Raw genomic sequence first — 23,911 nt, 5'->3', positions numbered from 1 at the left:
CGAACAGAGGCCCGGCAAATAAACCGCAAGGCTGCAAAAAAATGTTGGTTAGCGGGCGATCTGGGGCAAACAGGCCGGTCGATCGTCAAGGTGAAGGCCGCAGGAGGTATGCATGGCAGGTGTGCCTCTCATTATTATTGGGCCGCCATCCATCGGTCGAGGCAGGCTCGATCACGTCGGATGACGCTGCCGCGACATTAATGATCCGAGGCAAATACCGTCAATTCGTCAGAGGCGACTCTGTGCGTTTATCGAACAGCTTAAGTGAACAGTTGCGCGCTCAAGTCGCGGCTGGCGCCCAACAGGCCCGGTAGGAAGCGCTGTTCCAGTTCATTGCGGCTGACCCGCCCGGCATGGGTACTGACATTCAGCGCCGCCACCACCTGGCCGGAGGCGTCGTAGACAGGCACGGCAATCGAGCGCAGCCCCTGCTCCAGTTCCTGGTCGACGATGCACCATCCCTGCTGCCGCACTTCTTGCAAACACTCCAGCAAAGCCTGGGGAGTGTGCAGGGTCCGGCTGGTCTTGGCCTGCAGGTCGGCATGATCGAGGTAATCTCGCAGGGAGGCGTCGTCCAGTGCCGCCAGAAGAATTCTGCCCATCGAGGTGCAATAGGCCGGCAGGCGTCCGCCGACAGACAGGTCCACGGATATCAGCCGCTGGGTGGTGGCCGAACGGGCGATATAAAGAATGTCGTCGCCTTCAAGCGTCGCCATGTTACAGGCCTCATGCAGCTGTTCGCTCATTCGGTCCAGATACGGCTGCGCGGACACGGCCAGAGGCGTCGATGACAGATAGGCATGACCCAGGGTCAATACTTTGGGCAGCAGCGAATAGGTCCGTCCGTCGGTGGTGGCGTAGCCGAGTTTGATCAAGGTATGCAGGCAACGTCTGACGGCGGCGCGGGGAATTTCCGTGCGGTGGCTGATCTGAGCGATGGTCAGGTGCCGTTTGCGCTCCTGAAACGCCTGGACCACGGCCAACCCACGGGCCAGGGACGTCATGAAGTCCGGGTCACCGGTCAGGGCCTGGATGCGCTTGGCCGGCGAAGCAACGATGGGTGGCGCTACAGAAGCGAAGGCGTTGCGCAATTGGTCGTTCATATCTGGTCCTTCCCGGGGAATGGCGGCTATTACAAGCGGCTGCCCGATGAACAGACAAGGGGCGGGCTGTCAGCACCGTTCGATTATCGAACCATCAACCGATAATCGCAATCACAGCTCCCCCCACCCGCCTTGCTTTTGTGTGAAGGGTTGATAAATAAGTAATGACGCCACGAGTATTGAACGCAGTGCGCGCCAGGAGAGTGGATAACGACATTGTCTGGCGTTGCCTGAAACCTAATTGCCACAAGTTGCACATACAAATATTGATTCACACAACAACAGATTCTTTTAACTTTTCCCGATAGTGTTCTTCGGACAGGCCGCTATAATGCCCCTCAGTGACGGTGCGGCAATCGACCGCTCCCGTCCGCAGGCATTGCAGGTTTCTATCCTGCGTGGTGCCGGCAGCCGGTGCCCGAAGCACCCGGATGGCGCTTCCCCCGTATCGGCGTTATACGAAACTCCTGATGCTACGTCAGCTGTCAGCTCTGGTGCCGTGGCCGTCTGCATGTCTACATGCAGTGCGTATCACCAGACCCATTCAATCCATTAGGTAATACTGTGACGAAAGACGAACTGCGCGCGGAACTTGAGCGCCAGGAACAACGTTACAAGGAAGTTTACGGCGGGGAAATCACCACCTACGCCGCGCAACCTGAACCGGAACGCAAACCCTGGCGTAAACGCGCCACCGTTCAGGACCAGGCCTTTACCCAGGAACTTCAGAAAATGGAACAGGAACTCAAAGCGGAAGAGCGGTAATGCTCAGCGCTTGATGTTCTTGTGAAGCGGTATCCGGCCGACACCCTGGCCGGCCCGTGCCGGACGCCCGCCATGAGCGGGCCGCCATTTCCCCGACAACGGTCGAGGAATGGCCATGGCTTACCTTCTTTTCAGATTTTTCGCACAACCGCTTGAGGCTCGTTCAACGACGAGCGGCCCCTTGCCTGGCGCGCTTTCCGCTCCCGAATCAATGGGTTGCGCAACCCGCTAAACGCCAGGGTTCGAAGGGGGGCCTGCACATTATTTCGTTGAAGAATGTTACCGATGAGCAGGCAATGCATCGATTACCGAGGTTTTCTGGCATAATCGCGCCCCCTTACGACCGGGTCAGAAAACCTTCATGATCGATTTATTTAGCGGACTGGATGCTTGGGTGCTTGTGAGCCTCTTGCTCGCCCTGGCCTTTGTCCTCGCCTTCGAGTTCATCAACGGCTTTCATGACACCGCAAACGCGGTGGCCACTGTTATCTACACCAAAGCGATGCCGCCTCATCTGGCGGTGTTCTTTTCCGGTGTGTTCAACTTCCTCGGCGTGCTGCTGGGCGGTGTGGGCGTGGCGTATGCCATCGTTCACCTGCTGCCGGTAGAGCTGCTGATCAATGTGAACACTGGACACGGGCTGGCCATGGTGTTTTCGCTGCTCGCAGCGGCCATCACCTGGAACCTGGGCACCTGGTACTTCGGTATCCCAGCCTCCAGTTCCCACACGCTGATCGGTTCGATCCTCGGCGTGGGCCTGGCCAACGCGCTGATCAACGATATCCCGTTGGCCGACGGGGTGAACTGGCAGAAAGCAATCGATATCGGTGCCTCCCTGGTGTTCTCGCCCATGGCAGGTTTCCTGATTGCCGCCCTGGTATTGATTGGCCTGAAGTGGTGGCGTCCGCTGTCAAAGATGCACAAAACGCCGGAACAGCGCCGCAAGATCGACGACAAGAAACACCCGCCGTTCTGGAATCGCCTGGTGCTGGTGATTTCGGCCATGGCCGTGAGCTTTGTCCACGGCTCCAACGATGGCCAGAAAGGCATCGGCCTGATCATGCTGGTGCTGATCGGTATCGTACCGGCGCAGTTCGTGCTTGACCTGAACAGCACCACCTACCAGATCGAGCGCACCCGCGACGCGACGTTGCACCTGAGTCAGTTCTACCAGCGCAACAGCGAGTCGTTGGGTGAATACCTGGCGCTTGGCAAAAGTGTGAAGGGCGATCTGCCAGAGAAATTCAGCTGCAACCCGCAACAGACCGAACCCACCATCGCAGCCCTGCTCGAGAGGCTCAAAGGCGTGGCGGACTATCACTCGCTGCCATCGGAAAGCCGCATCGAAGTGCGTCGCTACCTGCTCTGCCTGGACGACACGGCGAAGAAGGTTGGTAAGTTGCCTGGCCTGGCGGCCCGTGAGAAAGACGACCTGAACAAGCTGCGCAAGGACCTGACCGCCACTACAGAATATGCCCCGTTCTGGGTGATTCTGGCAGTCGCCCTGGCCCTGGGCCTGGGCACCATGGTCGGCTGGAAGCGTGTGGTGCTGACCATCGGTGAGAAGATCGGCAAACAAGGCATGACCTACGCTCAAGGTATGTCGGCGCAAATCACCACAGCGTGCATGATCGGTGCGGCGAACATCTTCAGCCTGCCGGTTTCCACCACCCACGTACTGTCGTCCGGCGTGGCGGGCACCATGGTCGCCAACAAGAGCGGTCTGCAAAGCGGCACGGTACGGACCATCCTGCTAGCCTGGGTACTGACCTTGCCGGCCACGGTGGCCCTCTCGGCCGCGCTGTTCTGGCTGGCGTCCAAGGCCCTCGGCAGCTGATACCAGCAGCTCAAAAAGAAGGTGCGATCCTTGCGGATCGCACCTTTTTTTATGCCCAGAACCACCACTTTGTGGGAGCGGGCTTGCTCGCGAAGGCGTCGGGTCAGTTACCTGTACAGTGGCTGACACATCGCTTTCGCGAGCAAGCCCGCTCCCACAAGGAAAGTGGTGCAGGCCTGAAAAAACCCAAAAAAAAGGGCGACCGAAGTCGCCCAAAATGCCTTGCGTGCTCGTTGTCGCTGGAAAGACCTATGGCTTTTTGCGCTTGTGTGCATCTTTCCAGATGAATAATCCAAAGCCGGCGAAAAACACGAACATGAGGCCGACGGTCAACACTCCGGCAAACACCACATTATCGAAAAACATGACTGGCCTCCTGGTCTTGCCCCTGTTGCGATGGGTTCAAGTTAACCAATCAGGCCTGGATGAAAATTGACCGGAGTCAATAACGCTCGCGACGCGGCGAAAAGGAGGGGAAATAACTGATCTGTATCAATGAATGGAGGGGGGCGGTCAGCGCTTTTTTGGTTTTTTCTTGGTTTTTTTCTGGGTTTTGCCCAACGGCATGGCTTGCTCGAAAGCCTGGCGGACTTCGTTAAGGCGCTTTTCGTTGAGGTCGTGAACGCGTTTGGCGCGCTCAGCGCTGAGGTCGATCAGTTTGTCGTCTTGGCTCATGGCGTGTCGGCATCGTGCGGTAAATGGCGGATGCGCCCATGATGGCGGCTGTTGGCGGTGTTGACCAGCCTGCTGGTGTCGGCAAAGCCTGGATCAGACCTGAATATCGACCCACAACCCCTGACGTTCCTCTCCCTCTATCAGCGGCACCACAGGCACGGTGTTATCGGCGTTCAGTTCAGTACCGGGTACGGCCAGGTGCGCTTCAGGATCTTCGTCGGCTTCGCGGCGGCGCTTGTGGCGTTCCTGCTGGCGCTGTTGCTCCTCGCGCAGCAACAGCGCAGCCTCCTCCGGGTCGCGATTTTTCAGGTCGATGGTGCTTTCATTGGAGCTTTGCTGCACCGGGACCACGGGCGGTATGTCCGGTCGCTGGCGGACCGGATCCTGTTGAGCGGTGATGGGTACGGCGCTCAAAGGGAGCATGGGTGGCAACATAAAGGTCTCCTGTCTTCAGGTTGTCGGCTGAGCGAGGAACAGCTTGAACCGCTGGTCTGAAACTTGTGACCCGGTTGGCATTATCACAATAGGCCGGGCCGAGCTTGTTTGATCACTTAGCACACTTAAGTTCCGCACCGCCGGTAAGTAATCCATGCCCATGGCGACCCGATGTCTACGTAAATCCTTTGGTCTGAGGGATCATTCCGTTAAGATAACCGGCTTTTTCAAGGCGGGAGTCAGGCAGCATGGCGCAGCAGTATCAACCGGGGCAACGCTGGATCAGTGACAGCGAAGCCGAGCTGGGTTTAGGCACCGTTCTGGCACAGGACGGCCGCTTGTTGACCGTGCTCTATCCGGCCACTGGCGACACTCGCCAGTACGCGCTACGGAATGCGCCCCTCACCCGCGTGCGATTTTCGCCGGGCGATGTGATCACTCACTTCGAAGGCTGGAAAATGACCGTGCGTGAAGTCGACGATGTCGACGGGCTGCTGGTCTACCACGGCCTCAATGGGCAGAACGAAGTCGTCACTCTGCCGGAAACCCAGCTGTCGAACTTTATCCAGTTCCGCCTGGCCAGCGACCGTCTGTTCGCCGGCCAGATCGACCCGCTGGCATGGTTTTCCTTGCGCTACCACACCCTGGAACACACCAGCCGCCAGTTGCAATCGCCGCTCTGGGGCCTGGGCGGCGTACGTGCCCAGCCCATCGCCCACCAATTGCACATCGCCCGTGAAGTGGCCGACCGCATTGCGCCACGGGTATTGCTGGCAGACGAAGTGGGCCTGGGCAAGACCATCGAAGCCGGTCTGATCATCCACCGTCAACTGCTCTCCGGCCGCGCCAGCCGCGTGCTGATCCTGGTACCGGAAAACCTTCAGCACCAGTGGCTGGTGGAAATGCGTCGGCGCTTCAACCTGCAGGTCGCCTTGTTCGACGAAGAACGCTTCATCGAAAGCGATGCCAGCAACCCGTTCGAAGACACCCAATTGGCCCTGGTGGCGCTGGAGTGGCTGGTGGACGATGAGAAGGCCCAGGACGCGCTGTTTGCCGCCGGCTGGGACCTGATGGTGGTCGACGAAGCCCACCACCTGGTCTGGCACGAAGATCAGGTCAGCCCGCATTACGCCTTGGTCGAACAGCTTGCCGAGACGATTCCCGGCGTGCTGCTGCTGACCGCGACCCCGGAACAGTTGGGCCAGGACAGCCACTTCGCCCGTCTGCGCCTGCTGGACCCGAACCGCTTCCATGACCTCAAGGCCTTTCGCGCCGAGAGCGAAAACTATCGCCCGGTGGCCGAGGCCGTGCAGGAATTGCTGGACAAGGGCCGTCTCTCGCCCGAGGCGCACAAGACCATTCACGGTTTCCTGGGGAACGAAGGCGAAGCGCTACTGACTGCCGTCAATGATGGCGATGTCGAAGCCAGCGCCCGTCTGGTCCGTGAGCTGCTGGACCGTCATGGCACCGGCCGCGTGCTGTTTCGCAATACGCGCGCCGCCGTACAGGGTTTCCCGGAGCGCAAGCTGCACGCTTATCCGCTGCCATGCCCGGATGAGTACCTCGAACTACCCTTGGGCGATCACGCCGAGCTGTACCCGGAAGTCAGCTTCCAGGCTCAGCCGGACGCCAACGAAGAACAGCGCTGGTGGCGTTTCGACCCACGGGTCGAGTGGCTGATCGACACGCTGAAGATGCTCAAGCGTACCAAAGTGCTGGTGATCTGCGCCCATGCCGAGACCGCCATGGACCTGGAAGATGCCCTGCGCGTGCGTTCCGGCATCCCGGCGACGGTATTCCATGAAGGCATGAACATCCTGGAGCGCGACCGCGCGGCGGCTTACTTCGCCGACGAAGAGTTCGGTGCCCAGGTGCTGATCTGCTCGGAAATCGGCAGCGAAGGCCGCAACTTCCAGTTCGCCCACCATTTGGTGTTGTTCGACCTGCCGTCGCACCCGGACCTGCTGGAGCAGCGTATTGGCCGTCTGGACCGGATCGGCCAGAAACATACCATCGAGCTGCATGCGCCGTACCTGGAAACCAGTCCGCAAGCGCGGCTGTTCCAGTGGTATCACGAGGCTCTGAACGCGTTCCTCAATACCTGCCCGACCGGCAACGCCTTGCAGCATCAGTTCGGCCCGCGCCTGCTGCCCTTGCTGGAGGAAGCCGATGACGGCCAGTGGCAAGCCTTGATCGACGAAGCCCGCGCCGAACGCGAACGCCTGGAGGCCGAGTTGCACACCGGCCGCGACCGTCTGCTGGAGCTCAACTCCGGCGGCGCGGGTGAAGGCGATGCGCTGGTGGAAGCCATTCTCGAACAAGACGACCAGTTCGCCCTGCCGATCTACATGGAAACGCTGTTCGATGCGTTCGGCATCGACAGCGAGGACCATTCGGACAACGCGCTGATCCTCAAGCCGAGCGAAAAAATGCTCGATGCCAGCTTCCCGCTGGGCGACGACGAAGGCGTGACCATCACCTACGACCGCAACCAGGCGCTGTCTCGCGAAGACATGCAGTTCATTACCTGGGAGCACCCGATGGTGCAAGGCGGCATGGACCTGGTGCTGTCCGGCTCCATGGGCAATACCGCCGTAGCGCTGATCAAGAACAAAGCCCTCAAACCCGGCACCGTGTTGCTGGAACTGCTCTATGTCAGTGAAGTGGTTGCCCCGCGCTCCCTGCAATTGGGCCGTTACCTGCCGCCGGCCGCCCTGCGCTGCCTGCTGGACGCCAATGGCAACGACCTCGCCGCCCGAGTCTCGTTCGAGACGTTGAACGATCAATTGGAAAGCGTGCCCCGGGCCAGCGCCAACAAGTTCATCCAGGCCCAGCGTGACCAGCTCTCGCCACGGATCAACGCCGGTGAAGAGAAGATCGCCCCGCGTCACGCCGAACGCGTGGCCGAAGCCCAGCGTCGCCTGGCAGCCGATACCGACGAAGAACTGGCGCGCCTGACCGCCCTGCAAGCGGTCAACCCGACGGTACGCGACAGCGAACTGGTGGCTCTGCGCCAACAGCGTGAGCAAGGTTTGGCGATGCTTGAGAAAGCGGCACTGCGCCTGGAGGCCATTCGAGTGTTGGTGGCGGGCTGATTGCCACTCCCTGAAGGCTGTCTGGATTCAACTGTGGCGAGGGAGCTTGCTCCCGCTGGGCTGCGAAGCGGCCCCTTTTTTGGGGGGCGCTGCGCACTGGAGCGCCAGCCCGGTCCAGCGGGAGCAAGCTCCCTCGCCACGATATCCAGCGCCTCGCTTCAAGGACTGTAATACCCCACCGCCACCAGGAAATGCCCGACCTTCTTCAGGTACGCGTGCTTGTCCTCGACCTTGTCGGTCACCGGGTTCTTCCAGCGGTATTCGTACTCTCCCTCGTTCTGTTTCTCGATCAGCGCCAGTATCGGCTCGCCCACCGCTTTGCCATCCGGGTCCTTGACCTTGGCGAAATCGGTATTGATCAACCGCAGGTTGGTGCCGTGGCCAACATAGCGCCGGGTATTGAGGTCGACGACAAAGACATACAGGTCATCCTGCAGGTAACCGCCCTTGAGGGAGTTGATCGCCATCAGCGTGGGTTTTTCGTTTTGCATCAGGTCGCTAGAAGCCTTGTCCAGCAATGCGCGGGCCTGCTCGGCGGAAGCCCGTGGCAGGTAGTAGCCGACGGCCAGGATTCGCTCGCCGACCCGCTGGAAATACACATGCTTGCGCTCGACCTTGCCGTCAGCCCAGTTCTGCCAGCGATACTCGGCTTGCTGGATGCCACTGGCTTCGGGAGTTTTCAAGGCGTCCTTGAAGGCTTTGCGCAAGTCCGGTCCCAGGACCTCGGAAACGTCTCGCCCGATCAGCGCCGAAGAAGGACCGCCGCTGGCGAGCATCACACCTTGGGTATCCACCACGAAGACGTAGCGATCCTTGTCAACAAACTCCCCTTGACGACTGAACGCGGCAAACGCCTTGTCACCCTTGTCGTGGTAATAGGCCAGGGCCTTTTCCAGCAGTGCTCGGGCCGCCTGGCCGTCATCCGGAGTGGCCGCCTGAACCTGTGCCACCCCGAGCATCAGCATTGCGCCTAGCCAGGCAATCTTGTGAAAAAAACCCATACGCGCGTCCTCGTTCTTGTTGGTGTTTCAAGAGCGTAGACGGCTGGGTGGAGAGCGTTGCTTCACTGGGTGTTGGATTGACTGTCAGGCCGTCATCGCGAGCAGGCTCGCTCCCACAGGAATTTGCAGCGGCCGAAAAATTTTGCGAGCGCCTCGGCTCACAATGTGGGAGCGAGCCTGCTTGCGATGGCAGTGGCACACGCAAACTGGTCCATCGCTCGCGACTACAGCTTTGTTATTGAGCCCGGCTGCCGAGTTGCTGTTGCAGGTTGCGGATCTGCGCCTGCAGCGTGTTGATGTTGCGGGTGACCTGGCCGCGGAAGGCGTCGAACTCGGCAGTGTTGGTGCCACCGTTGTCCTGCTGGCTCTTGAGCACGATCACGTCCTGTTCCAGGCGTTCGATGGCAGAGTTGGAAGTGGCTCTTTTCAAAGCGGTGATGTCGGCACCGATGCTCTTGAGCCGGGCATCGAGGGCACCGTCTTCGCCCTGGTTTTTCAGGGCGGAAACTTCAGCCGCCAGCGCCTGGACCTGGGCTTGGAGTTCCTTGTTGGAAGCTTGCAGCTGAGTGTTGGCGTTCTGCTGTTCAGTGGTCTGAGCCATGATCTGGGCCAGTTCCTTGCCCAGATCGGCGGACGGCCCGAACGCGACCAGTTGTTGTTTGTACTGTTCCTGCAGCTTGTTATCGAATTGCTTGCTCTGCTCCTGAAGCTTGTTTTCCAGCTGTTTGATCTGCAACTTCAAGGCTTCACTGTCGCTCATGACATTGGACTGACCGGCTACAACTTTGCCGGAAATGTCCTGCAAGCGCCCCGCCGCATCCTCACTGATGCGCGCAAAGCTTTCCTGGGTGGCCACCAGTTGCTGTTCCATCAAGGAAATCTGCTGGAAGCTCCACCACGCCAGGAAGGCAAGCGCACACAACAGCGCACCGACCAGTGCCCACAGTGGCCCGGTACTGGCCCCCTTGACCTTGGCCGCCGCAACAGGTGCCGGGCGCGCTTGCACGTGGGGCGGGCGTTCGCGCTCAGGCAGAAAGTCATCGTCATCGGGAATGTCGGCCCGCATCCGCAAGCTCGGTATATCATCGAAGTCGTCGTTGGAATCGTTACGCATGGGCATTGGGTTCAACCTTTGGGAAACCGGTGTTGGCTCGATGCAGCGAGTATAACCCCCTCGCCCGCCGCACCGATTGACCCCGAACCTGGCACTCGGTTCATGACGGGGCGATCAGCGGGCATCCTGGGCTTTCCACCAGGCGCAGAACTCATCAAGAGCGGTCCACAAGCTGACCTGTGGATCGTAATCCAGATAATGCCGGGCCCGGCTGATGTCCAGGGTGAAATGCTTGTTCATGACCTGCATGCCCAGGCGCGACAACGTCGGTTCGGGACGGCCCGGCCATAATGTGCAAAAACCTTCATTCAGGGCGGCGATGCTGTAGGCCAGCCCGTAGGAACGATAACGCCGGACCTGTGGGACTTCCATCTGTCGCATCACATAATTGACCACATCCCACAACGGCACCGGCGTGCCGTTACTAATGTTGTAAGCCTTGCCAAGGGCCGATTCGCCGGCCAAAAGACTGCTGAGCAGCGCTTCGTTGAGATTCTGCACGCTGGTGAAGTCCACCTTGTTCAACCCGTTACCGACAATGGCCAAGCGGCCTTTGCGTTGCATTTTCAACAGCCGGGGGAAAATGCTCATGTCGCCGGCGCCGGTGACAAAGCGCGGGCGCAGAGCCAGGACTTCGAGACCGAACTCCTGCGCCCCGAAGACTTTCTGTTCAGCCAGGTATTTGGTGGCCGCGTAGGGATGTTTGAAGCGCTTGGGCACTTGTTCTTCGGTCAGGTCCAGATGGTCCCGGCCGTCGAAGTAAATAGACGGCGATGACAGATGAACCAGGCGCCGGACCTTCTGCTTGAGGCAGGCCTCGACAATATTTTCCGTGACCTGGACGTTACCCTGGTGAAAATCCTGATAGCGGCCCCAAAGCCCCACGGAACCGGCGCAATGCACGACACTGTCAACACCCAGGCACAGGTCCCGAGCCAGCAACGGGTCACTCAGATCCCCCGGGATGAACTGCGCCCCGCGACGCACCAGGTGCTCAACGCTCTCGGCCCGGCGACCGTTGACCCGCACATCCAGGCCCTGCTCCAGAGCGAAACGCGCAAAGCGCCCGCCAATGAAGCCGCTTGCGCCGGTAACCAGAATTTTCATGAAGACTCCTAAAATCAGATTCGAGCTTCAAGCTACAAGCTTCAAGCCAACCGCTTTCAACTGACCGCTTGTAGCTTGCTGCTTGCCGCCTTGATCAATCGCTCAGTCAACAAACCCAGTAACTGCCCACCATTGCGCCAATGATGCCAGTACAACGGCACATCGATCGGTTTATCTGCGAGCAATTCCACCAACTCGCCGCGCTCCAGTTGCTCACGCATTTGCAACTCCGGCACCAGTCCCCAGCCAAGCCCCGCTTCGGCGAGCCGAATGAAACCTTCGGACGACGGGCAGAGATGATGTTCGAAACCGCCTTCGACCCCCAGGGAAGCAAGGTAGCGATGCTGCAGGAAATCATCCGGGCCGAACACCAGCGCCGGCGTGCGTGCCAGTTGATCGGCGCGCACCCCATCGGGGAAATGCCTGGCGATGAACGCCGGGCTGGCCAACGCCCGGTAGCGCATGGCCCCCAACAACACGCTACGAGCACCGGCCACCGGACGTTCACTGGCGCAGACGCACGCCGCCACCTCACCGGCCCGCATGCGTTTGAGGCCAACGTTCTGGTCTTCCACCACCAAGTCGAGCAACAGATGATGTTCGGCGCAGAAATCCCCAACGGCCACCGCCCACCAAGTGGCCAGGCTGTCGGCGTTCAAGGCGATCCGCAGGCGCTCAGGCAGCCCCTCCTCATCCAGCGCTGGCACCAGGCTTTGCAGGTCGCGCTCCAACAGCCGCACCTGCTGCACATGGTTGAGCAAGCGGCGACCGATTTCGGTCGGTGCCGGCGGCGTGACGCGCACCAGCACGGGCTGGCCGACTCGCGCCTCCAACAGTTTGATCCGCTGGGAAATCGCCGACTGCGACAAACCCAACACTTGGGCAGCACGTTCGAATCCGGCCTGTTCGACCACAGCGGCCAGAGCGGAAAGCAGTTTGTAATCGAACATCAGTTTTCCTAATGAGCAATCAGCAATATTGGTTTTTCTTATACAGCTTTGCACCGGAGAATGGCCAGCATTCAAACCTACTCGGGGAGTAATTCTATGTGGCAAAGCTACATGAACGGACTATTGGTGGCCCTCGGGCTGATCATGGCCATCGGCGCTCAGAACGCCTTTGTGCTGGCCCAAAGCCTGCGCCGCGAACATCACTTGCCGGTCGCTGCCCTGTGCGTAACGTGCGATGCGCTGTTGGTGGCCGCCGGGGTGTTCGGCCTGGCGACACTGCTGGCCCAAAGCCCGTTGCTGCTTTCAATAGCCCGCTGGGGCGGCGCCGCGTTCCTGCTCTGGTATGGCAGCCTGGCGTTGCGCCGGGCCTGTTCTAAACAAAGCCTGCAACAAGATGAAAAACAGGTGGTGCGCTCGTTACGGGCGGTGCTGCTCAGTGCGTTGGCGGTGACCCTGCTCAACCCCCACGTCTATCTCGACACCGTGTTGCTGATCGGTTCCCTCGGGGCCCAGCAAAGCGTGCCCGGCGCCTATGTCGTGGGAGCGGCCAGTGCCTCGTTGCTGTGGTTCTTCACACTGGCAATCGGTGCGGCATGGCTGGCACCGTGGCTGGCCCGGCCGAGTACCTGGCGGATACTGGACGTGCTGGTGGCAACGATGATGTTCAGCGTGGCCATACAGTTGATCGTCTCTGGCTGATTATTCCAAACCGCTCTGGAACCTCTATCCCACACAGTTGTTGCGTGGTTATGCCGTTCCCCCGGTGCTATGATCCGACTCCTGCGCCGCAATGAGTACAAACTCCCCGGCGCTAGTCTGGCCGCCCGTGATCGGCCTTGCGCTCACCGCAACTGACCTGATTAGGAGAATCACCATGGCTTTCGAATTGCCGCCGCTGCCTTATCCACACGATGCACTGCAGCCGCACATCTCCAAAGAGACTCTGGAATTCCACCACGACAAGCACCACAACACCTACGTCGTGAACCTGAACAACCTGGTACCTGGCACCGAGTTCGAAGGCAAGACCCTGGAAGAAATCGTCAAGACTTCCTCGGGCGGTATCTTCAACAACGCCGCTCAGGTCTGGAACCACACCTTCTACTGGAACTGCCTGGCGCCAAACGCCGGTGGTCAACCTACCGGCGCGCTGGCCGAGGCCATCAACAGTGCGTTCGGCTCGTTCGACAAGTTCAAGGAAGAATTCACCAAGACTTCCGTCGGCACCTTCGGCTCCGGTTGGGGCTGGCTGGTGAAAAAGGCTGACGGTTCCCTGGCCCTGGCCAGCACCATCGGCGCCGGCAACCCGCTGACCAGCGGCGACACCCCGCTGCTGACCTGCGACGTTTGGGAACACGCCTACTACATCGACTACCGCAACCTTCGTCCGAAATACGTCGAAGCGTTCTGGAACCTGGTCAACTGGAAGTTCGTGGCCGAGCAGTTCGAAGGCAAGACCTTCACCGCTTGATTCGTGATGCCAGACAAAAGAACCCGGCGTGTTGCCGGGTTTTTTTTAGCCGGCACAAAGTCCCGGACCCTTTCCGGACCAATACCTCGTGTCTGAAATCCAACAAAAATAGAACCCAGGCCTCAAGTTGCGCCCCCTTCCATCCGACACAATGGTCGTAGAGCAATAGCTCTGAAAACGCCGTATAACGGCCAGGTCTCAGGCGAAGACCCCTGTGTTTGATTGTCCCTTTGACTGACATCACAGGATTGCCAATACTCATGGCAACTTGACGCTACCCGCACGGAACAAGGAACCCCCTCTTTGAAGCTGGAACTCAAGAACAGCTTGTCTGTGAAGTTACTGCGGGTCGTGCTCCTCTCGGCATTGATCGTCGGCGTGGTATTGAGCTGCGCCCAGATCGTGTACGACGCCTACAAAACCGATCATGCAGTCGCCAGCGACGCCCAGCGAATTCTTGATATGTTCCGGGACCCTTCGACCCAGGCCGTCTACAGCCTTGATCGGGAGATGGGCATGCAAGTGATCGAGGGACTGTTTCAGGACGAAGCCGTGCGCATGGCCTCTATCGGTCATCCTCACGAGACCATGCTGGCCGAAAAAACCCGACCTCTGCAGCAGTCGGGAAGTCGCTGGCTGACCGACCTGATTCTTGGCCAGGAACGCACGTTCACCACGCAACTGGTGGGGCGCGGGCCTTACAGTGAATATTACGGCGACCTGAGCATTACCCTCGACACGGCCACCTACGGCCAGAGTTTCATCGTCAACTCTGTGATCATTTTCATATCGGGCATGTTGCGAGCCCTGGCGATGGGCCTGGTCTTGTACCTGGTCTATCACTGGCTGCTGACCAAACCGCTGTCGCGGATCATCGAACACCTGACCGAAATCAACCCCGACCGGCCAAGCGAACACAAGATCCCGCAGCTACGCGGCCACGAACATAACGAGCTGGGGCTCTGGATCAACACCGCCAACCAATTGCTCGCCTCCATCGAGCGCAATACACACCTGCGCCACGAGGCGGAAAACAGCCTGCTGCGCATGGCCCAGTATGACTTCCTCACCGGCCTGCCCAATCGTCAACAGCTTCAACAGCAACTGGACAAGATCCTGGTGGATGCCGGGCGCTTGCAACGTCGGGTGGCCGTACTGTGTGTGGGGCTGGATGACTTCAAGGGCATCAACGAACAGTTCAGCTATCAAACCGGCGACCAGTTGCTGCTGGCCCTGGCTGATCGACTGCGGGCCCACAGCGGACGCCTTGGCGCGCTGGCGCGACTGGGAGGCGACCAGTTCGCCCTCGTCCAGGCCGATATCGAACAACCTTACGAAGCCGCCGAGTTGGCCCAGAGCATCCTCGATGACCTGGAGGCGCCGTTCGTCCTCGACGATCGGCAAATCCGCCTGCGGGCGACCATCGGCATCACCCTCTTTCCCGAGGATGGGGACAGCACCGAGAAGCTGTTGCAGAAAGCCGAGCAGACCATGACCCTGGCCAAGGCCCGGTCGCGCAATCGCTATCAGTTCTACATCGCCAGCGTCGACAGTGAAATGCGCCGCCGGCGCGAATTGGAAAAAGACCTGCGCGAGGCTCTGTTGCTTGAGCAGTTCAGCCTGGTGTACCAGCCGCAGATCAGCTATCGCGACCTGCGAGTAGTCGGTACCGAGGCCCTGATTCGTTGGCATCACCCCGAACACGGCCTCGTGCCGCCGGACCTGTTCATTCCCCTGGCCGAACAGAACGGCACCATCATCGCCATTGGCGAATGGGTACTGGATCAGGCTTGCAAACAGTTGCGCGAATGGCATGACCAGGGTTTCGTGGACCTGCGCATGGCGGTCAACCTGTCCACCGTACAATTGCACCACGCCGAACTGCCGCGGGTGGTGAACAACTTGCTGCAGATGTACCGCCTGCCGCCGCGCAGCCTGGAGCTGGAGGTCACGGAAACCGGCCTGATGGAAGACATCACGACAGCCGCCCAGCACTTGCTCAGCCTGCGCCGCTCCGGCGCGCTGATTGCCATCGATGACTTCGGGACCGGCTATTCGTCCCTGAGTTATCTCAAGAGCCTGCCCCTGGACAAGATCAAGATCGACAAGAGCTTCGTCCAGGACCTGCTCGATGACGAGGATGACGCGACCATCGTCCGGGCCATCATCCAGTTGGGCAAGAGCCTGGGGATGCAAGTAATCGCCGAGGGGGTGGAGACGGTCGAGCAGGAGGCCTACATCATCTCCGAAGGCTGCCACGAAGGTCAGGGTTACTACTACAGCAAACCGCTGCCGGCACGGGAGTTGGGCATCTATCTCAAGCAGGCGCAGCGCAGCAAAGTCTCCATCATCTGATTCTTCCTTTGTTGTCATGCCTCTGTAGGCGCTGGCGAAGCCTGCGATCTTTTGATCTTGATCTTTGTCTTGAGATTCAAGCGTCAGGGGAAAGAAGATCGCAGCCTCGTTGCACTCGACAGCTCCTACGGACGCTGCAGAGTCTGGGGTCGTGGGTGAGCAAATAAGAAATATTTACAGCTACAACTCTTTACACATAATGCAAATCTTTCGCATTATGTCGCAGTTTTGCGCACCTCGCGCCTGTCCCATCCATCACCGAAGCAGGATGTTCGCCATGATTCGTATGCCTCTGGCTACCGCCAGTTTGCTGGCCATCGCTATTTCCCTCGCCGGTTGCGGCGAAGGCAAAGACAAGGCCGCCGCGCCGCAAGCGTCAACGCCCGCCGCCAGCACCGCCGCCCCAGCTGCAGCCGGCAAAATCGACGAAGCCGCTGCCAAGGCCGTTGTCGCGCACTACGCCGACATCGTCCATGCGGTCTACAGCGATGCCGAATCCACCGCGAAAACCCTGCAAACCGCGATCGATGCGTTCCTGGCCAAACCGAACGACGAGACCCTCAACGCCGCCAAGGCCGCCTGGGTCGCTGCGCGCGTCCCTTACCTGCAAAGCGAAGTGTTCCGCTTCGGCAACACCATCATCGACGACTGGGAAGGCCAGTTGAACGCCTGGCCGCTGGATGAAGGCCTGATCGACTACGTCGACACCTCCTATGCGCACGCATTGGGTAACCCGGGCGCTACCGCCAATATCATCGCCAATACCGAAGTCCAGGTGGGTGAAGACAAGGTCGACGTGAAAGACATCACCCCGGAGAAACTCGCCAGCCTGAACGAGCTGGGCGGTTCCGAGGCCAACGTTGCCACCGGCTACCACGCCATCGAATTCCTGCTGTGGGGCCAGGACCTCAACGGCACCGGCCCTGGTGCCGGCAAGCGTCCGGCCTCCGATTACCTGGAAGGCGCCGGTGCTACTGGCGGCCATAACGACCGTCGTCGCGCCTACCTCAAGGCCGTGACCCAACTGCTGGTCAGCGATCTGGAAGAAATGGTCGGCAACTGGAAGCCAAACGTGGCTGACAACTACCGCGCCACCCTGGAAGCCGAGCCTGCCGAAACCGGCCTGCGCAAGATGCTGTTCGGCATGGGCAGCCTGTCCCTGGGAGAACTGGCGGGCGAGCGCATGAAGGTGTCCCTGGAAGCCAACTCGCCAGAAGACGAGCAGGACTGCTTCAGCGACAACACCCACAACTCGCACTTCTACGATGCCAAAGGTGTGCGCAACGTTTACCTGGGCGAATACACCCGGGTCGACGGCACCAAGATGACCGGCGCCAGCCTGTCGTCCCTGGTGGCCAAGGCTGACCCGGCCGCTGACAGCGCCCTCAAGGCCGACCTGGCCGACACCGAAGCCAAGATCCAGGTCATGGTCGATCACGCCAACAAAGGTGAGCACTATGACCAACTGATCGCGGCGGGCAACACCGCTGGCAATCAGGTCGTGCGCGACGCCATCGCCGCGCTGGTCAAGCAGACCGGCGCGATCGAACACGCCGCGGGCAAACTGGGCATCAGCGACCTGAACCCGGACAGCGCTGATCACGAGTTCTGATCAATGCTGGCTGACTGACGGGTTATGCCCGTCAGTCAAGCCGAAAAGCCCTGTGGGAGCGGGCTTGCCCGCGATAGCGATGTATCAGCCAACAGCAATGTGACTGACATACCGCTATCGCGAGCAGGCTCGCTCCCACAGTGGTTTTGGGTGTTCATAAATACGATGCACACCACAACTTCCTTGTGGAGCGGGCTTGCTCGCGATGGCGGTGGGTCAAGCGACAGCGATGTTGACTGTGCCGACGCTTTCGCGAGCAAGCCCGCTCCCACAGTGGTTTGGGGTGTTCATAAATACGAGGCACTCCACAACTCCCACAGGAAGTTTCATCGCTTGTGGTCATCACTACAACTCCGCAAGCCGCCCCTCGATAAACCGCCTCTCCGGCAATTGCTGCGTCAATTCAAGCGCGCGTCGATACGCCGCCCTCGCCTCCTCCACGCGTCCCAACTGCCGGCAAAGTTCTGCCCGCGCCGAGTGGGCCAGGTGATAATCGAGCAACTCACCCCGGTCCAGAATCGCGTCGATCCGCTGCAAGCCCACTTGCGGTCCATCACGCTTGGCCAGGGCCGCGGCGCGGTTGAGTTCGATCACCGGCGAAGGCACTGCACGCAACAGCACATCATAGAGGCCGACGATCTGCGGCCAGTCGGTCTCCTGCGCCGTGGGGGCTTCGGCGTGCACTGCCGCAATCGCGGCTTGCAGGCAATAAGGCCCGAATCGTCGGGTATTGAGCACGGCTTCCACCAAGGCGCAGCCTTCGGCGATCATGTCGGCGTCCCACAAGGAGCGGTCCTGCTCATCCAGCAGGATCAGTTCACCGCTGGGAGAGGTTCGTGCTCGCCGCCGCGACTCGTGCAGCAGCATCAACGCCAACAGCCCCATGACTTCGGCTTCAGGCAACAGCTCCATCAACAGGCGGGCCAGGCGGATCGCTTCGCGGGTCAAATCTTCACGCGTGACCTCGGCCCCCATCGAGGCCGAATAGCCTTCGTTGAATACCAGGTAAATCACTCGCAACACGCTGTCCAGCCGCTCGGGCAGTTCCGAGCGGGACGGCACCTGATAGGGGATCTTCGCATCGCGAATTTTTGCCTTGGCCCGCACGATGCGCTGGGCGATGGCCGCCGGGGCGGCGAGAAAGGCCCGGGCGATCTCTTCGGTGGTCAGGTCGCACACTTCCCGCAACGTCAGCGGCACCTGGGCATCAGCCGCCAGGGCCGGGTGGCAACAGGTGAAGATCAGCCGCAGGCGATCGTCTTCCACGTCCTCATCACTCCAGTCGCTCTGCTCCAGTTCTTCGAGCTGGGCAATCAGCATCGGCCGGGACGCCGCGAAGCGAGCGCGCCTGCGCAAACTGTCGATGGCCTTGAAGCGCCCGGCCGACACCAGCCAGGCCCGAGGGTTATCCGGCACACCGTCACGCTGCCAGCGCTCGACCGCGATGAAGAAGGCCTCATGCAAGGCCTCTTCAGCAAGGTCGAAATCTCCCAGCAGGCGAATCAGCGTCGCCAGGATGCGCCGCGAGTCTTGCCGATAAACCTGCTCGACCCGTGCGCTGACTTCTTCGGCCGACATCAGTCGGGCATGCCCTGGGTCACCAGCGCCTCGAGCCGGTCAAGGCTCTGGCCCCAGCCGTCATGAAAGCCCATGGCTTCGTGGGCCTGGCGGTCTTCTTCGTTCCAGTGCAGGGCGCGGGCGGTGTAACGGGTTTTATCGCCCACCTCCTCAAGCAACACTTCGCCGGTCATGAAGGCTTTGCCGGAGGGGATCCAGCCGGGCACAAACGCATCGGTGAACACCAGCCGCTGCGGGGCGATGATCTCCAGGAACACGCCCATGGTCGGATACTCACTGCCGTCCGGGGCACGCATCAGGGTGCGAAACTGACCACCGACCCACAGGTCCATTTCGCACTCCGGCGTCGTCATGCCGTGGGGCCCCCACCATTGGACAAGCAGGGCCGGCTCGGTCCAGGCGCGAAAGATCTTCCGGCGCGGGGCGTCGATCACCCGGCTGATGGATAACTCGAACGAGGCAGGTTTGAGGTTCATGAATGAAATCCTGTTTGTGATTGTTGTTCAGGGGTTCAGTTGGCGTACCGGTCGGACCTCGACGCAGCCGACCCGGGCCGCCGGAATGTTGCCGGCGACCTGGAGGGCTTCGTTCAGGTCTTTGGCGTCGATCAGGTAGAAGCCCGCCAGTTGCTCCTTGGTTTCGGCAAACGGACCGTCCGTAATCGACAACTTGCCGCCGCGCATGCGCACCGTGGTAGCGGTTTGCACCGACTCCAGGGCCTCGGCGGCAATCATCCGACCGCTGCCCTGGATCGACTCGGCATAGGCCATGCATTCAGCGTCCTGCGGGCTGTCGGGTGAGTTGTGCAGCGCATGCTCGTTGCTATAGACCAGGCATAAATACTTCATGGAAAGCTCCGTGATCGAACTGATCAACTATGGACCGCTGAAAGACACTCGGCGAAAAACCCGACGATCAGGGCTGCAGGTCGAACAGGGCTGTGCCGGCCATCGGATCAAACGGCGCGGACCAATGCTCATGGACGATCTTCCATTGCCCCGCCACACGCTGATAGCAAGCCGTGGTGCGCATCCAGCACGCCTGCTCTTCACCTTTGTCGTTGGTACCGCCGCAATAGGCCAGCCAGTGAGCGAAGGCGATAGCGTCGGCCGAGGTAATCTCGACTTGATGGAAGTCGAACTTGTGCGGTCCGGGGCACATCTCCATGCACGCCTGCCAATGGGCCCGGTAAGCGACTTTACCCTTGAATTGCAGGGCCTGGATGGCATCGAACGAAACGATGTTGTCGTCATAGAGCGCCATGACTTTTTCAACATTCTTTTCCATGACGGCCTGGCGATAAGTCTCGATCAGGGCCTTGATTTCGGTTTCGGTGGTTTGGCTATTCATGGTAATTCTCCGCAGGTTTTTTGTTGAAGACACCCTTTGTCGTTTAGAGAAACTGCGAATCGACAACCCAAACAAAAATAATTCAAAGAAGAAAATTCGCTAGAATCCCAGGCCCATTCTGTCGGCAAACAACGGATGCTTCTGTGACCGCTCAGCTCGTCCCCTACGAAGACCTCACCGAGCTGCAGCGCACGCAGGTCGAAGCCATCGAAATCCACCCCGAACAGATCAAGTTCGCCGGCGATATCCACGGCGCACTGCACACGCTGTTGTCCAGGCCCGGCCCCGGCGTCAAAGGGTTTGCGTTGCTGGCAGGCGAGGTGCCAGTAGCGTTCCTGTTACTCAAGCGCCCGCCAGTGCTGCCAGCCTGGGCCAACGAACACAGCGCCACCCTGCACGCCCTGCAAGTCGATTATCGGGCCCAGGGCAAAGGTTACGGTAAGGCCTGCCTGCAAGCGCTTCCTGCCGTGGCTCGGGCGGCATGGCCGCAAATCAGAGGGCTGGAGCTCTCGGTCGACGCCGATAATGTCTTGGCCATCGGCCTGTACACGCGGTTGGGCTGGGTCGACAGTGGCGAGGCGTACAAGGGCCGCATCGGTTACGAGCGGCGGATGGGGCTGGTGTTTTGACCCAACTGTGCGAACTTGCTCGCGATAGACCCTCACATCAGCATCGTCGCTGACGGTTTTACCGCTATCGCGAGCAGGCTCGCTCCCACAGGTTTCGCATTGCCCAGAGGATGGCAATCAGCTCGGTTTGAGAGGAATCCAGATCTCTAGAGTGCCCTCACCGGTCCTGGGATTGAAGTCTTCGCTGTAGCGTTCGAACTCCGGTGCGTCGGCAGCAGTGTGGCCGGATCGCGGCAGCCACTCTTTCCAGATGTAGTGGAACGTCTGCGGCAGGTCTTTCAACGGTCCTTTGTGTTCGAACACGGCGTAGTGCCCAGGCTGAATTTCGATCCAGCGCAACTGTTCGGGCAGGTCATCGAGCCGGCTGACTTCCACTCCGGCAATGTATTCAAACCCTCCCTCCCCGTCCGGGTTGCAACACACGCCATAGGTGACCTCGTCTTTCTGCCCTGGCACTTTACCGAGCCAGGGCAAAAACTTTTCCCAGAGCAGCGGGATATCCTGGGCGGAGTCCTGAGTAAAACGGCCACCAAAACCGGCGATGAGCTGAAAGCGTCCGTGTTCGAAGCGTGGTTCGGCGGTGTTATCGGATTCGTGCTTTTCCATGCATCAACACTCCAGAAACGTGAGGTCGGGTTTTGCAGTATAGAAGCCAAATGGAGATTGCCAGGTCCGTTTCGCTTGTCAGAGTCCAGGCACAACGGCCGGCGCGAGCTTGCCGATAAACTCGTTGTAGCCAGAAACAATCACGTACACCGCGAAATAGCAGAAGATGGCTGCCGATGCCCAATAGCAATAGCGCAACAGTTTATCGCCCAACAGCTTGCCACCCTGGGTTGCCGCCAGGCACAGGCCTGCACACCAGAGCAGTCCGGCACAGAGAAACCCACTCAGGAACAGCGCCGAACTGAGGATCGTTCCGCCGCCCGAACGAGCGATCAATGTGCCGCCCACCGCCGCGAACCAGAGAATGGCACTGGGCGAGGACATCGCCAGGAAAATCCCGCGAAAAAATTCCTGCCCGGAAGAATTACCCCGCACCTCACCAGCCTCGGCCAACACCGCAGGGTGATAGATCGCTGAATGAATCATCTTCGCGGCGAAATACAGCAGTACCACCGAGCCGCCGATCCACAGCACCCAGCGCACCGTTTCGTATTGCAGCAGCACCGTCATGCCGGCCAAGGCCAGGACCGCGTAGACCAAGTCCCCCACACATGTGCCCAAGCCCAGGGCAAAACCCTGGAAATAGCCACGCTGCATGGCCAAGGTAATCATGGCGATATTGGCCACGCCAATGTCCAGGCACAAAGAAAGGCTCAGCAGGAAACCGCTGGAAAATTCCATCATTCAGTCCATTCGATTTTTTGAAGAAGACGAGTCGTGCAGCCTGCAGGCGTGACTCAAAGCCCCACGACCGGATCGACAGTGTCGTCGAAAATAGTTGCGCGCCGCTACTGGACAATTGGCCATCAGCCCCTTTATCTTGCGCCGCAGGCCACCGCAGTGGCCAACGTCGCTCGGACGGTTCCGGGCGCTCACGTATCTCGAGGCAACAATGGCCAACCCAGGTTCGCCGCGCCGCTTTGCGCGCATCGATCGACTCCCCCCGTATGTATTCAATATCACTGCCGAGCTGAAGATGGCTGCGCGTCGGCGCGGCGAAGACATCATTGACTTGAGCATGGGTAACCCCGACGGCGCCACACCTGCACACATCGTGGAAAAGCTGGTCACCGTCGCTCAGCGTGAAGACACCCACGGTTATTCCACCTCCAAAGGCATACCGCGCCTGCGCCGCGCCATTTCGCGCTGGTACAAGGACCGCTACGAGGTGGACATTGACCCGGAAACCGAAGCCATCGTCACCATCGGTTCCAAGGAAGGCCTGGCGCATCTGATGCTGGCGACCCTGGACCAGGGCGACACCGTGCTGGTGCCCAATCCCAGTTATCCGATCCACATCTACGGCGCGGTGATCGCCGGCGCCCAGGTGCGTTCGGTGCCCCTGGTGCCGGGCGTGGATTTTTTCGATGAGCTGGAGCGCGCCATTCGCGGCTCGATTCCCAAGCCGAAAATGATGATCCTGGGCTTTCCGTCCAACCCGACCGCGCAATGCGTGGAGCTGGATTTCTTCGAGCGGGTCATCGCCCTGGCCAAACAGTACGACGTGCTGGTGATCCACGACCTGGCCTACGCCGACATCGTCTACGACGGCTGGAAAGCCCCGTCGATCATGCAAGTGCCCGGTGCGAAAGACATTGCCGTGGAATTCTTCACCCTGTCCAAGAGCTACAACATGGCTGGCTGGCGTATCGGCTTCATGGTGGGCAATGCGGAGCTGGTCAACGCCCTGGCGCGGATCAAGAGCTATCACGACTACGGCACCTTCACACCGCTGCAGGTGGCGGCCATCGCCGCGCTTGAAGGCGATCAGCAGTGCGTGCGTGATATCGCCGAACAGTACCGCCAGCGCCGCAATGTGCTGGTCAAGGGCCTGCATGAACTGGGCTGGATGGTGGAAAATCCCAAGGCGTCGATGTACGTCTGGGCCAAGATCCCCGAGGCTTATGCTCACTTGGGTTCGCTGGAGTTTGCCAAGAAACTGTTGGCCGAAGCCAAGGTCTGCGTCTCGCCGGGGGTGGGGTTCGGTGAATATGGCGATGATCACGTGCGCTTTGCACTGATCGAAAACCAGGACCGGATTCGCCAGGCCGTGCGCGGCATTCGCGGGATGTTCCGGGCGGATGGGTTGGTAAGCAAACCTAACGCCTGACACAAAACCCAGTGTGGGAGCGGGCTTGCTCGCGCTCGACTCTGTAGGAGCTGGCGAA

Annotated in this window: 23 protein-coding genes; 9 read left to right on the top strand and 14 right to left on the bottom strand. The window is 60.0% G+C overall.

The genetic code is table 11. From position 1 onward, the window contains the following. Positions 1-260: 260 nt before the first annotated feature. Positions 261-1,103 carry a pca regulon transcriptional regulator PcaR gene (gene pcaR, locus BMY45_RS10055; RefSeq protein WP_092397150.1) on the bottom strand — a complete coding sequence of 281 codons (843 nt, stop codon included), beginning with the start codon at positions 1,101-1,103 and terminating at the stop codon, positions 261-263. Between the two features lie 564 nt (positions 1,104-1,667). On the opposite strand from pcaR, the gene BMY45_RS10050 reads away from it, so the two are divergent. Continuing rightward, positions 1,668-1,868 (top strand): hypothetical protein, encoded by a 201-nt coding sequence (locus BMY45_RS10050; protein ID WP_047228318.1) that lies wholly within the window; start codon positions 1,668-1,670, stop codon positions 1,866-1,868. Positions 1,869-2,229: 361 nt separating this feature from the next. Further along, positions 2,230-3,705 (top strand): inorganic phosphate transporter, encoded by a 1,476-nt coding sequence (locus BMY45_RS10045; RefSeq protein WP_092397148.1) that lies wholly within the window; start codon positions 2,230-2,232, stop codon positions 3,703-3,705. Between the two features lie 249 nt (positions 3,706-3,954). On the opposite strand, the gene ccoM is transcribed toward BMY45_RS10045, so the two are convergent. The 3 genes from ccoM to BMY45_RS10035 all read right to left on the bottom strand — a co-directional run bounded on the left by ccoM (position 3,955) and on the right by BMY45_RS10035 (position 4,815). Beyond that, positions 3,955-4,071, bottom strand: a complete 117-nt coding sequence (gene ccoM, locus BMY45_RS28535; protein ID WP_025212288.1) for a cytochrome c oxidase subunit CcoM — start codon at positions 4,069-4,071, stop codon at positions 3,955-3,957. 147 nt (positions 4,072-4,218) lie between these two features. Next, complete coding sequence (locus tag BMY45_RS28155) at positions 4,219-4,380, bottom strand: hypothetical protein (RefSeq protein ID WP_092397146.1); 162 nt, start codon at positions 4,378-4,380, stop codon at positions 4,219-4,221. Between the two features lie 93 nt (positions 4,381-4,473). After that, the gene (locus BMY45_RS10035; RefSeq protein WP_092397144.1) at positions 4,474-4,815 is read right to left on the bottom strand and encodes an aspartate-semialdehyde dehydrogenase; all 342 of its coding nucleotides are present in this window, start codon (positions 4,813-4,815) and stop codon (positions 4,474-4,476) included. 248 nt (positions 4,816-5,063) lie between these two features. Between BMY45_RS10035 and rapA the strand changes: the two genes are divergently transcribed. Next, positions 5,064-7,910, top strand: a complete 2,847-nt coding sequence (rapA, locus tag BMY45_RS10030) for an RNA polymerase-associated protein RapA (protein WP_092397142.1) — start codon at positions 5,064-5,066, stop codon at positions 7,908-7,910. A gap of 158 nt (positions 7,911-8,068) precedes the next feature. Here rapA and BMY45_RS10025 read toward each other — a convergent pair whose 3' ends face one another. The 4 genes from BMY45_RS10025 to BMY45_RS10010 form a co-directional block, all read right to left on the bottom strand. After that, positions 8,069-8,911, bottom strand: coding sequence for a cache domain-containing protein (locus tag BMY45_RS10025; RefSeq protein ID WP_092397140.1), 843 nt, complete (start codon positions 8,909-8,911; stop codon positions 8,069-8,071). A 235-nt stretch (positions 8,912-9,146) separates the two neighbouring features. Then, positions 9,147-10,031 carry an ATPase gene (locus tag BMY45_RS10020; protein WP_092397138.1) on the bottom strand — a complete coding sequence of 295 codons (885 nt, stop codon included), beginning with the start codon at positions 10,029-10,031 and terminating at the stop codon, positions 9,147-9,149. Between the two features lie 108 nt (positions 10,032-10,139). Beyond that, complete coding sequence (locus BMY45_RS10015) at positions 10,140-11,132, bottom strand: NAD-dependent epimerase/dehydratase family protein (RefSeq protein WP_092397136.1); 993 nt, start codon at positions 11,130-11,132, stop codon at positions 10,140-10,142. Between the two features lie 56 nt (positions 11,133-11,188). Next, positions 11,189-12,082 carry a LysR family transcriptional regulator ArgP gene (locus BMY45_RS10010; RefSeq protein ID WP_092397134.1) on the bottom strand — a complete coding sequence of 298 codons (894 nt, stop codon included), beginning with the start codon at positions 12,080-12,082 and terminating at the stop codon, positions 11,189-11,191. Positions 12,083-12,178: 96 nt separating this feature from the next. On the opposite strand from BMY45_RS10010, the gene BMY45_RS10005 reads away from it, so the two are divergent. The 4 genes from BMY45_RS10005 to BMY45_RS09990 all read left to right on the top strand — a co-directional run bounded on the left by BMY45_RS10005 (position 12,179) and on the right by BMY45_RS09990 (position 17,520). After that, the gene (locus tag BMY45_RS10005; protein ID WP_092397132.1) at positions 12,179-12,781 is read left to right on the top strand and encodes a LysE/ArgO family amino acid transporter; all 603 of its coding nucleotides are present in this window, start codon (positions 12,179-12,181) and stop codon (positions 12,779-12,781) included. A 175-nt stretch (positions 12,782-12,956) separates the two neighbouring features. Next, positions 12,957-13,553, top strand: a complete 597-nt coding sequence (locus tag BMY45_RS10000; RefSeq protein ID WP_092397130.1) for a superoxide dismutase — start codon at positions 12,957-12,959, stop codon at positions 13,551-13,553. Positions 13,554-13,856: 303 nt separating this feature from the next. Then, complete coding sequence (locus BMY45_RS09995) at positions 13,857-15,908, top strand: putative bifunctional diguanylate cyclase/phosphodiesterase (protein ID WP_092397128.1); 2,052 nt, start codon at positions 13,857-13,859, stop codon at positions 15,906-15,908. A 277-nt stretch (positions 15,909-16,185) separates the two neighbouring features. Next, positions 16,186-17,520, top strand: a complete 1,335-nt coding sequence (locus BMY45_RS09990) for an imelysin family protein (RefSeq protein ID WP_092397126.1) — start codon at positions 16,186-16,188, stop codon at positions 17,518-17,520. A gap of 345 nt (positions 17,521-17,865) precedes the next feature. On the opposite strand, the gene BMY45_RS09980 is transcribed toward BMY45_RS09990, so the two are convergent. The 4 genes from BMY45_RS09980 to BMY45_RS09965 all read right to left on the bottom strand — a co-directional run bounded on the left by BMY45_RS09980 (position 17,866) and on the right by BMY45_RS09965 (position 20,448). Beyond that, positions 17,866-19,098: an RNA polymerase sigma factor gene (locus tag BMY45_RS09980; RefSeq protein ID WP_092397122.1), complete on the bottom strand. Its 1,233-nt coding sequence runs from the start codon at positions 19,096-19,098 to the stop codon at positions 17,866-17,868. Further along, positions 19,098-19,574, bottom strand: a complete 477-nt coding sequence (locus tag BMY45_RS09975; RefSeq protein WP_092397120.1) for an SRPBCC family protein — start codon at positions 19,572-19,574, stop codon at positions 19,098-19,100. Before BMY45_RS09975 ends, BMY45_RS09980 begins: the two co-directional genes overlap by 1 nt. Before the next feature lie 27 nt (positions 19,575-19,601). Continuing rightward, positions 19,602-19,946, bottom strand: a complete 345-nt coding sequence (locus BMY45_RS09970; protein ID WP_092397118.1) for a YciI family protein — start codon at positions 19,944-19,946, stop codon at positions 19,602-19,604. A 67-nt stretch (positions 19,947-20,013) separates the two neighbouring features. After that, entirely contained in the window at positions 20,014-20,448 is a 435-nt protein-coding gene (locus tag BMY45_RS09965; RefSeq protein ID WP_092397116.1) for a YybH family protein, read from the bottom strand. 143 nt (positions 20,449-20,591) lie between these two features. On the opposite strand from BMY45_RS09965, the gene BMY45_RS09960 reads away from it, so the two are divergent. After that, positions 20,592-21,077: a GNAT family N-acetyltransferase gene (locus BMY45_RS09960; RefSeq protein ID WP_092397114.1), complete on the top strand. Its 486-nt coding sequence runs from the start codon at positions 20,592-20,594 to the stop codon at positions 21,075-21,077. A 117-nt stretch (positions 21,078-21,194) separates the two neighbouring features. Here BMY45_RS09960 and BMY45_RS09955 read toward each other — a convergent pair whose 3' ends face one another. Together BMY45_RS09955 and BMY45_RS09950 are read right to left on the bottom strand one after the other, a co-directional pair. Continuing rightward, positions 21,195-21,683 (bottom strand): GyrI-like domain-containing protein, encoded by a 489-nt coding sequence (locus BMY45_RS09955; protein ID WP_092397112.1) that lies wholly within the window; start codon positions 21,681-21,683, stop codon positions 21,195-21,197. Positions 21,684-21,761: 78 nt separating this feature from the next. Next, positions 21,762-22,424: a LysE family translocator gene (locus BMY45_RS09950; protein WP_092397110.1), complete on the bottom strand. Its 663-nt coding sequence runs from the start codon at positions 22,422-22,424 to the stop codon at positions 21,762-21,764. A gap of 211 nt (positions 22,425-22,635) precedes the next feature. On the opposite strand from BMY45_RS09950, the gene alaC reads away from it, so the two are divergent. After that, entirely contained in the window at positions 22,636-23,853 is a 1,218-nt protein-coding gene (alaC, locus tag BMY45_RS09945) for an alanine transaminase (RefSeq protein WP_092397108.1), read from the top strand. The last annotated feature ends 58 nt before the right edge of the window (positions 23,854-23,911 follow it).

It is taken from the genome of Pseudomonas sp. NFACC39-1, assembly GCF_900110355.1.
Classification (GTDB): domain Bacteria; phylum Pseudomonadota; class Gammaproteobacteria; order Pseudomonadales; family Pseudomonadaceae; genus Aquipseudomonas; species Aquipseudomonas tehranensis.
This window is presented reverse-complemented; position numbering and strand designations above follow the sequence as displayed.

What these genes read in the sequence shown, in the direction of transcription:
- pcaR (WP_092397150.1), bottom strand. Translation starts at nt 1,103, where the DNA reads ATGAACGACCAATTGCGCAACGCCTTCGCTTCTGTAGCGCCACCCATC.
- BMY45_RS10045 (WP_092397148.1), top strand. Translation starts at nt 2,230, where the DNA reads ATGATCGATTTATTTAGCGGACTGGATGCTTGGGTGCTTGTGAGCCTC.
- ccoM (WP_025212288.1), bottom strand. Translation starts at nt 4,071, where the DNA reads ATGTTTTTCGATAATGTGGTGTTTGCCGGAGTGTTGACCGTCGGCCTC.
- BMY45_RS28155 (WP_092397146.1), bottom strand. Translation starts at nt 4,380, where the DNA reads ATGAGCCAAGACGACAAACTGATCGACCTCAGCGCTGAGCGCGCCAAA.
- BMY45_RS10035 (WP_092397144.1), bottom strand. Translation starts at nt 4,815, where the DNA reads ATGTTGCCACCCATGCTCCCTTTGAGCGCCGTACCCATCACCGCTCAA.
- rapA (WP_092397142.1), top strand. Translation starts at nt 5,064, where the DNA reads ATGGCGCAGCAGTATCAACCGGGGCAACGCTGGATCAGTGACAGCGAA.
- BMY45_RS10025 (WP_092397140.1), bottom strand. Translation starts at nt 8,911, where the DNA reads ATGGGTTTTTTTCACAAGATTGCCTGGCTAGGCGCAATGCTGATGCTC.
- BMY45_RS10020 (WP_092397138.1), bottom strand. Translation starts at nt 10,031, where the DNA reads ATGCCCATGCGTAACGATTCCAACGACGACTTCGATGATATACCGAGC.
- BMY45_RS10015 (WP_092397136.1), bottom strand. Translation starts at nt 11,132, where the DNA reads ATGAAAATTCTGGTTACCGGCGCAAGCGGCTTCATTGGCGGGCGCTTT.
- BMY45_RS10010 (WP_092397134.1), bottom strand. Translation starts at nt 12,082, where the DNA reads ATGTTCGATTACAAACTGCTTTCCGCTCTGGCCGCTGTGGTCGAACAG.
- BMY45_RS10005 (WP_092397132.1), top strand. Translation starts at nt 12,179, where the DNA reads ATGTGGCAAAGCTACATGAACGGACTATTGGTGGCCCTCGGGCTGATC.
- BMY45_RS10000 (WP_092397130.1), top strand. Translation starts at nt 12,957, where the DNA reads ATGGCTTTCGAATTGCCGCCGCTGCCTTATCCACACGATGCACTGCAG.
- BMY45_RS09990 (WP_092397126.1), top strand. Translation starts at nt 16,186, where the DNA reads ATGATTCGTATGCCTCTGGCTACCGCCAGTTTGCTGGCCATCGCTATT.
- BMY45_RS09980 (WP_092397122.1), bottom strand. Translation starts at nt 19,098, where the DNA reads ATGTCGGCCGAAGAAGTCAGCGCACGGGTCGAGCAGGTTTATCGGCAA.
- BMY45_RS09975 (WP_092397120.1), bottom strand. Translation starts at nt 19,574, where the DNA reads ATGAACCTCAAACCTGCCTCGTTCGAGTTATCCATCAGCCGGGTGATC.
- BMY45_RS09970 (WP_092397118.1), bottom strand. Translation starts at nt 19,946, where the DNA reads ATGAAGTATTTATGCCTGGTCTATAGCAACGAGCATGCGCTGCACAAC.
- BMY45_RS09965 (WP_092397116.1), bottom strand. Translation starts at nt 20,448, where the DNA reads ATGAATAGCCAAACCACCGAAACCGAAATCAAGGCCCTGATCGAGACT.
- BMY45_RS09955 (WP_092397112.1), bottom strand. Translation starts at nt 21,683, where the DNA reads ATGGAAAAGCACGAATCCGATAACACCGCCGAACCACGCTTCGAACAC.
- BMY45_RS09950 (WP_092397110.1), bottom strand. Translation starts at nt 22,424, where the DNA reads ATGGAATTTTCCAGCGGTTTCCTGCTGAGCCTTTCTTTGTGCCTGGAC.
- alaC (WP_092397108.1), top strand. Translation starts at nt 22,636, where the DNA reads ATGGCCAACCCAGGTTCGCCGCGCCGCTTTGCGCGCATCGATCGACTC.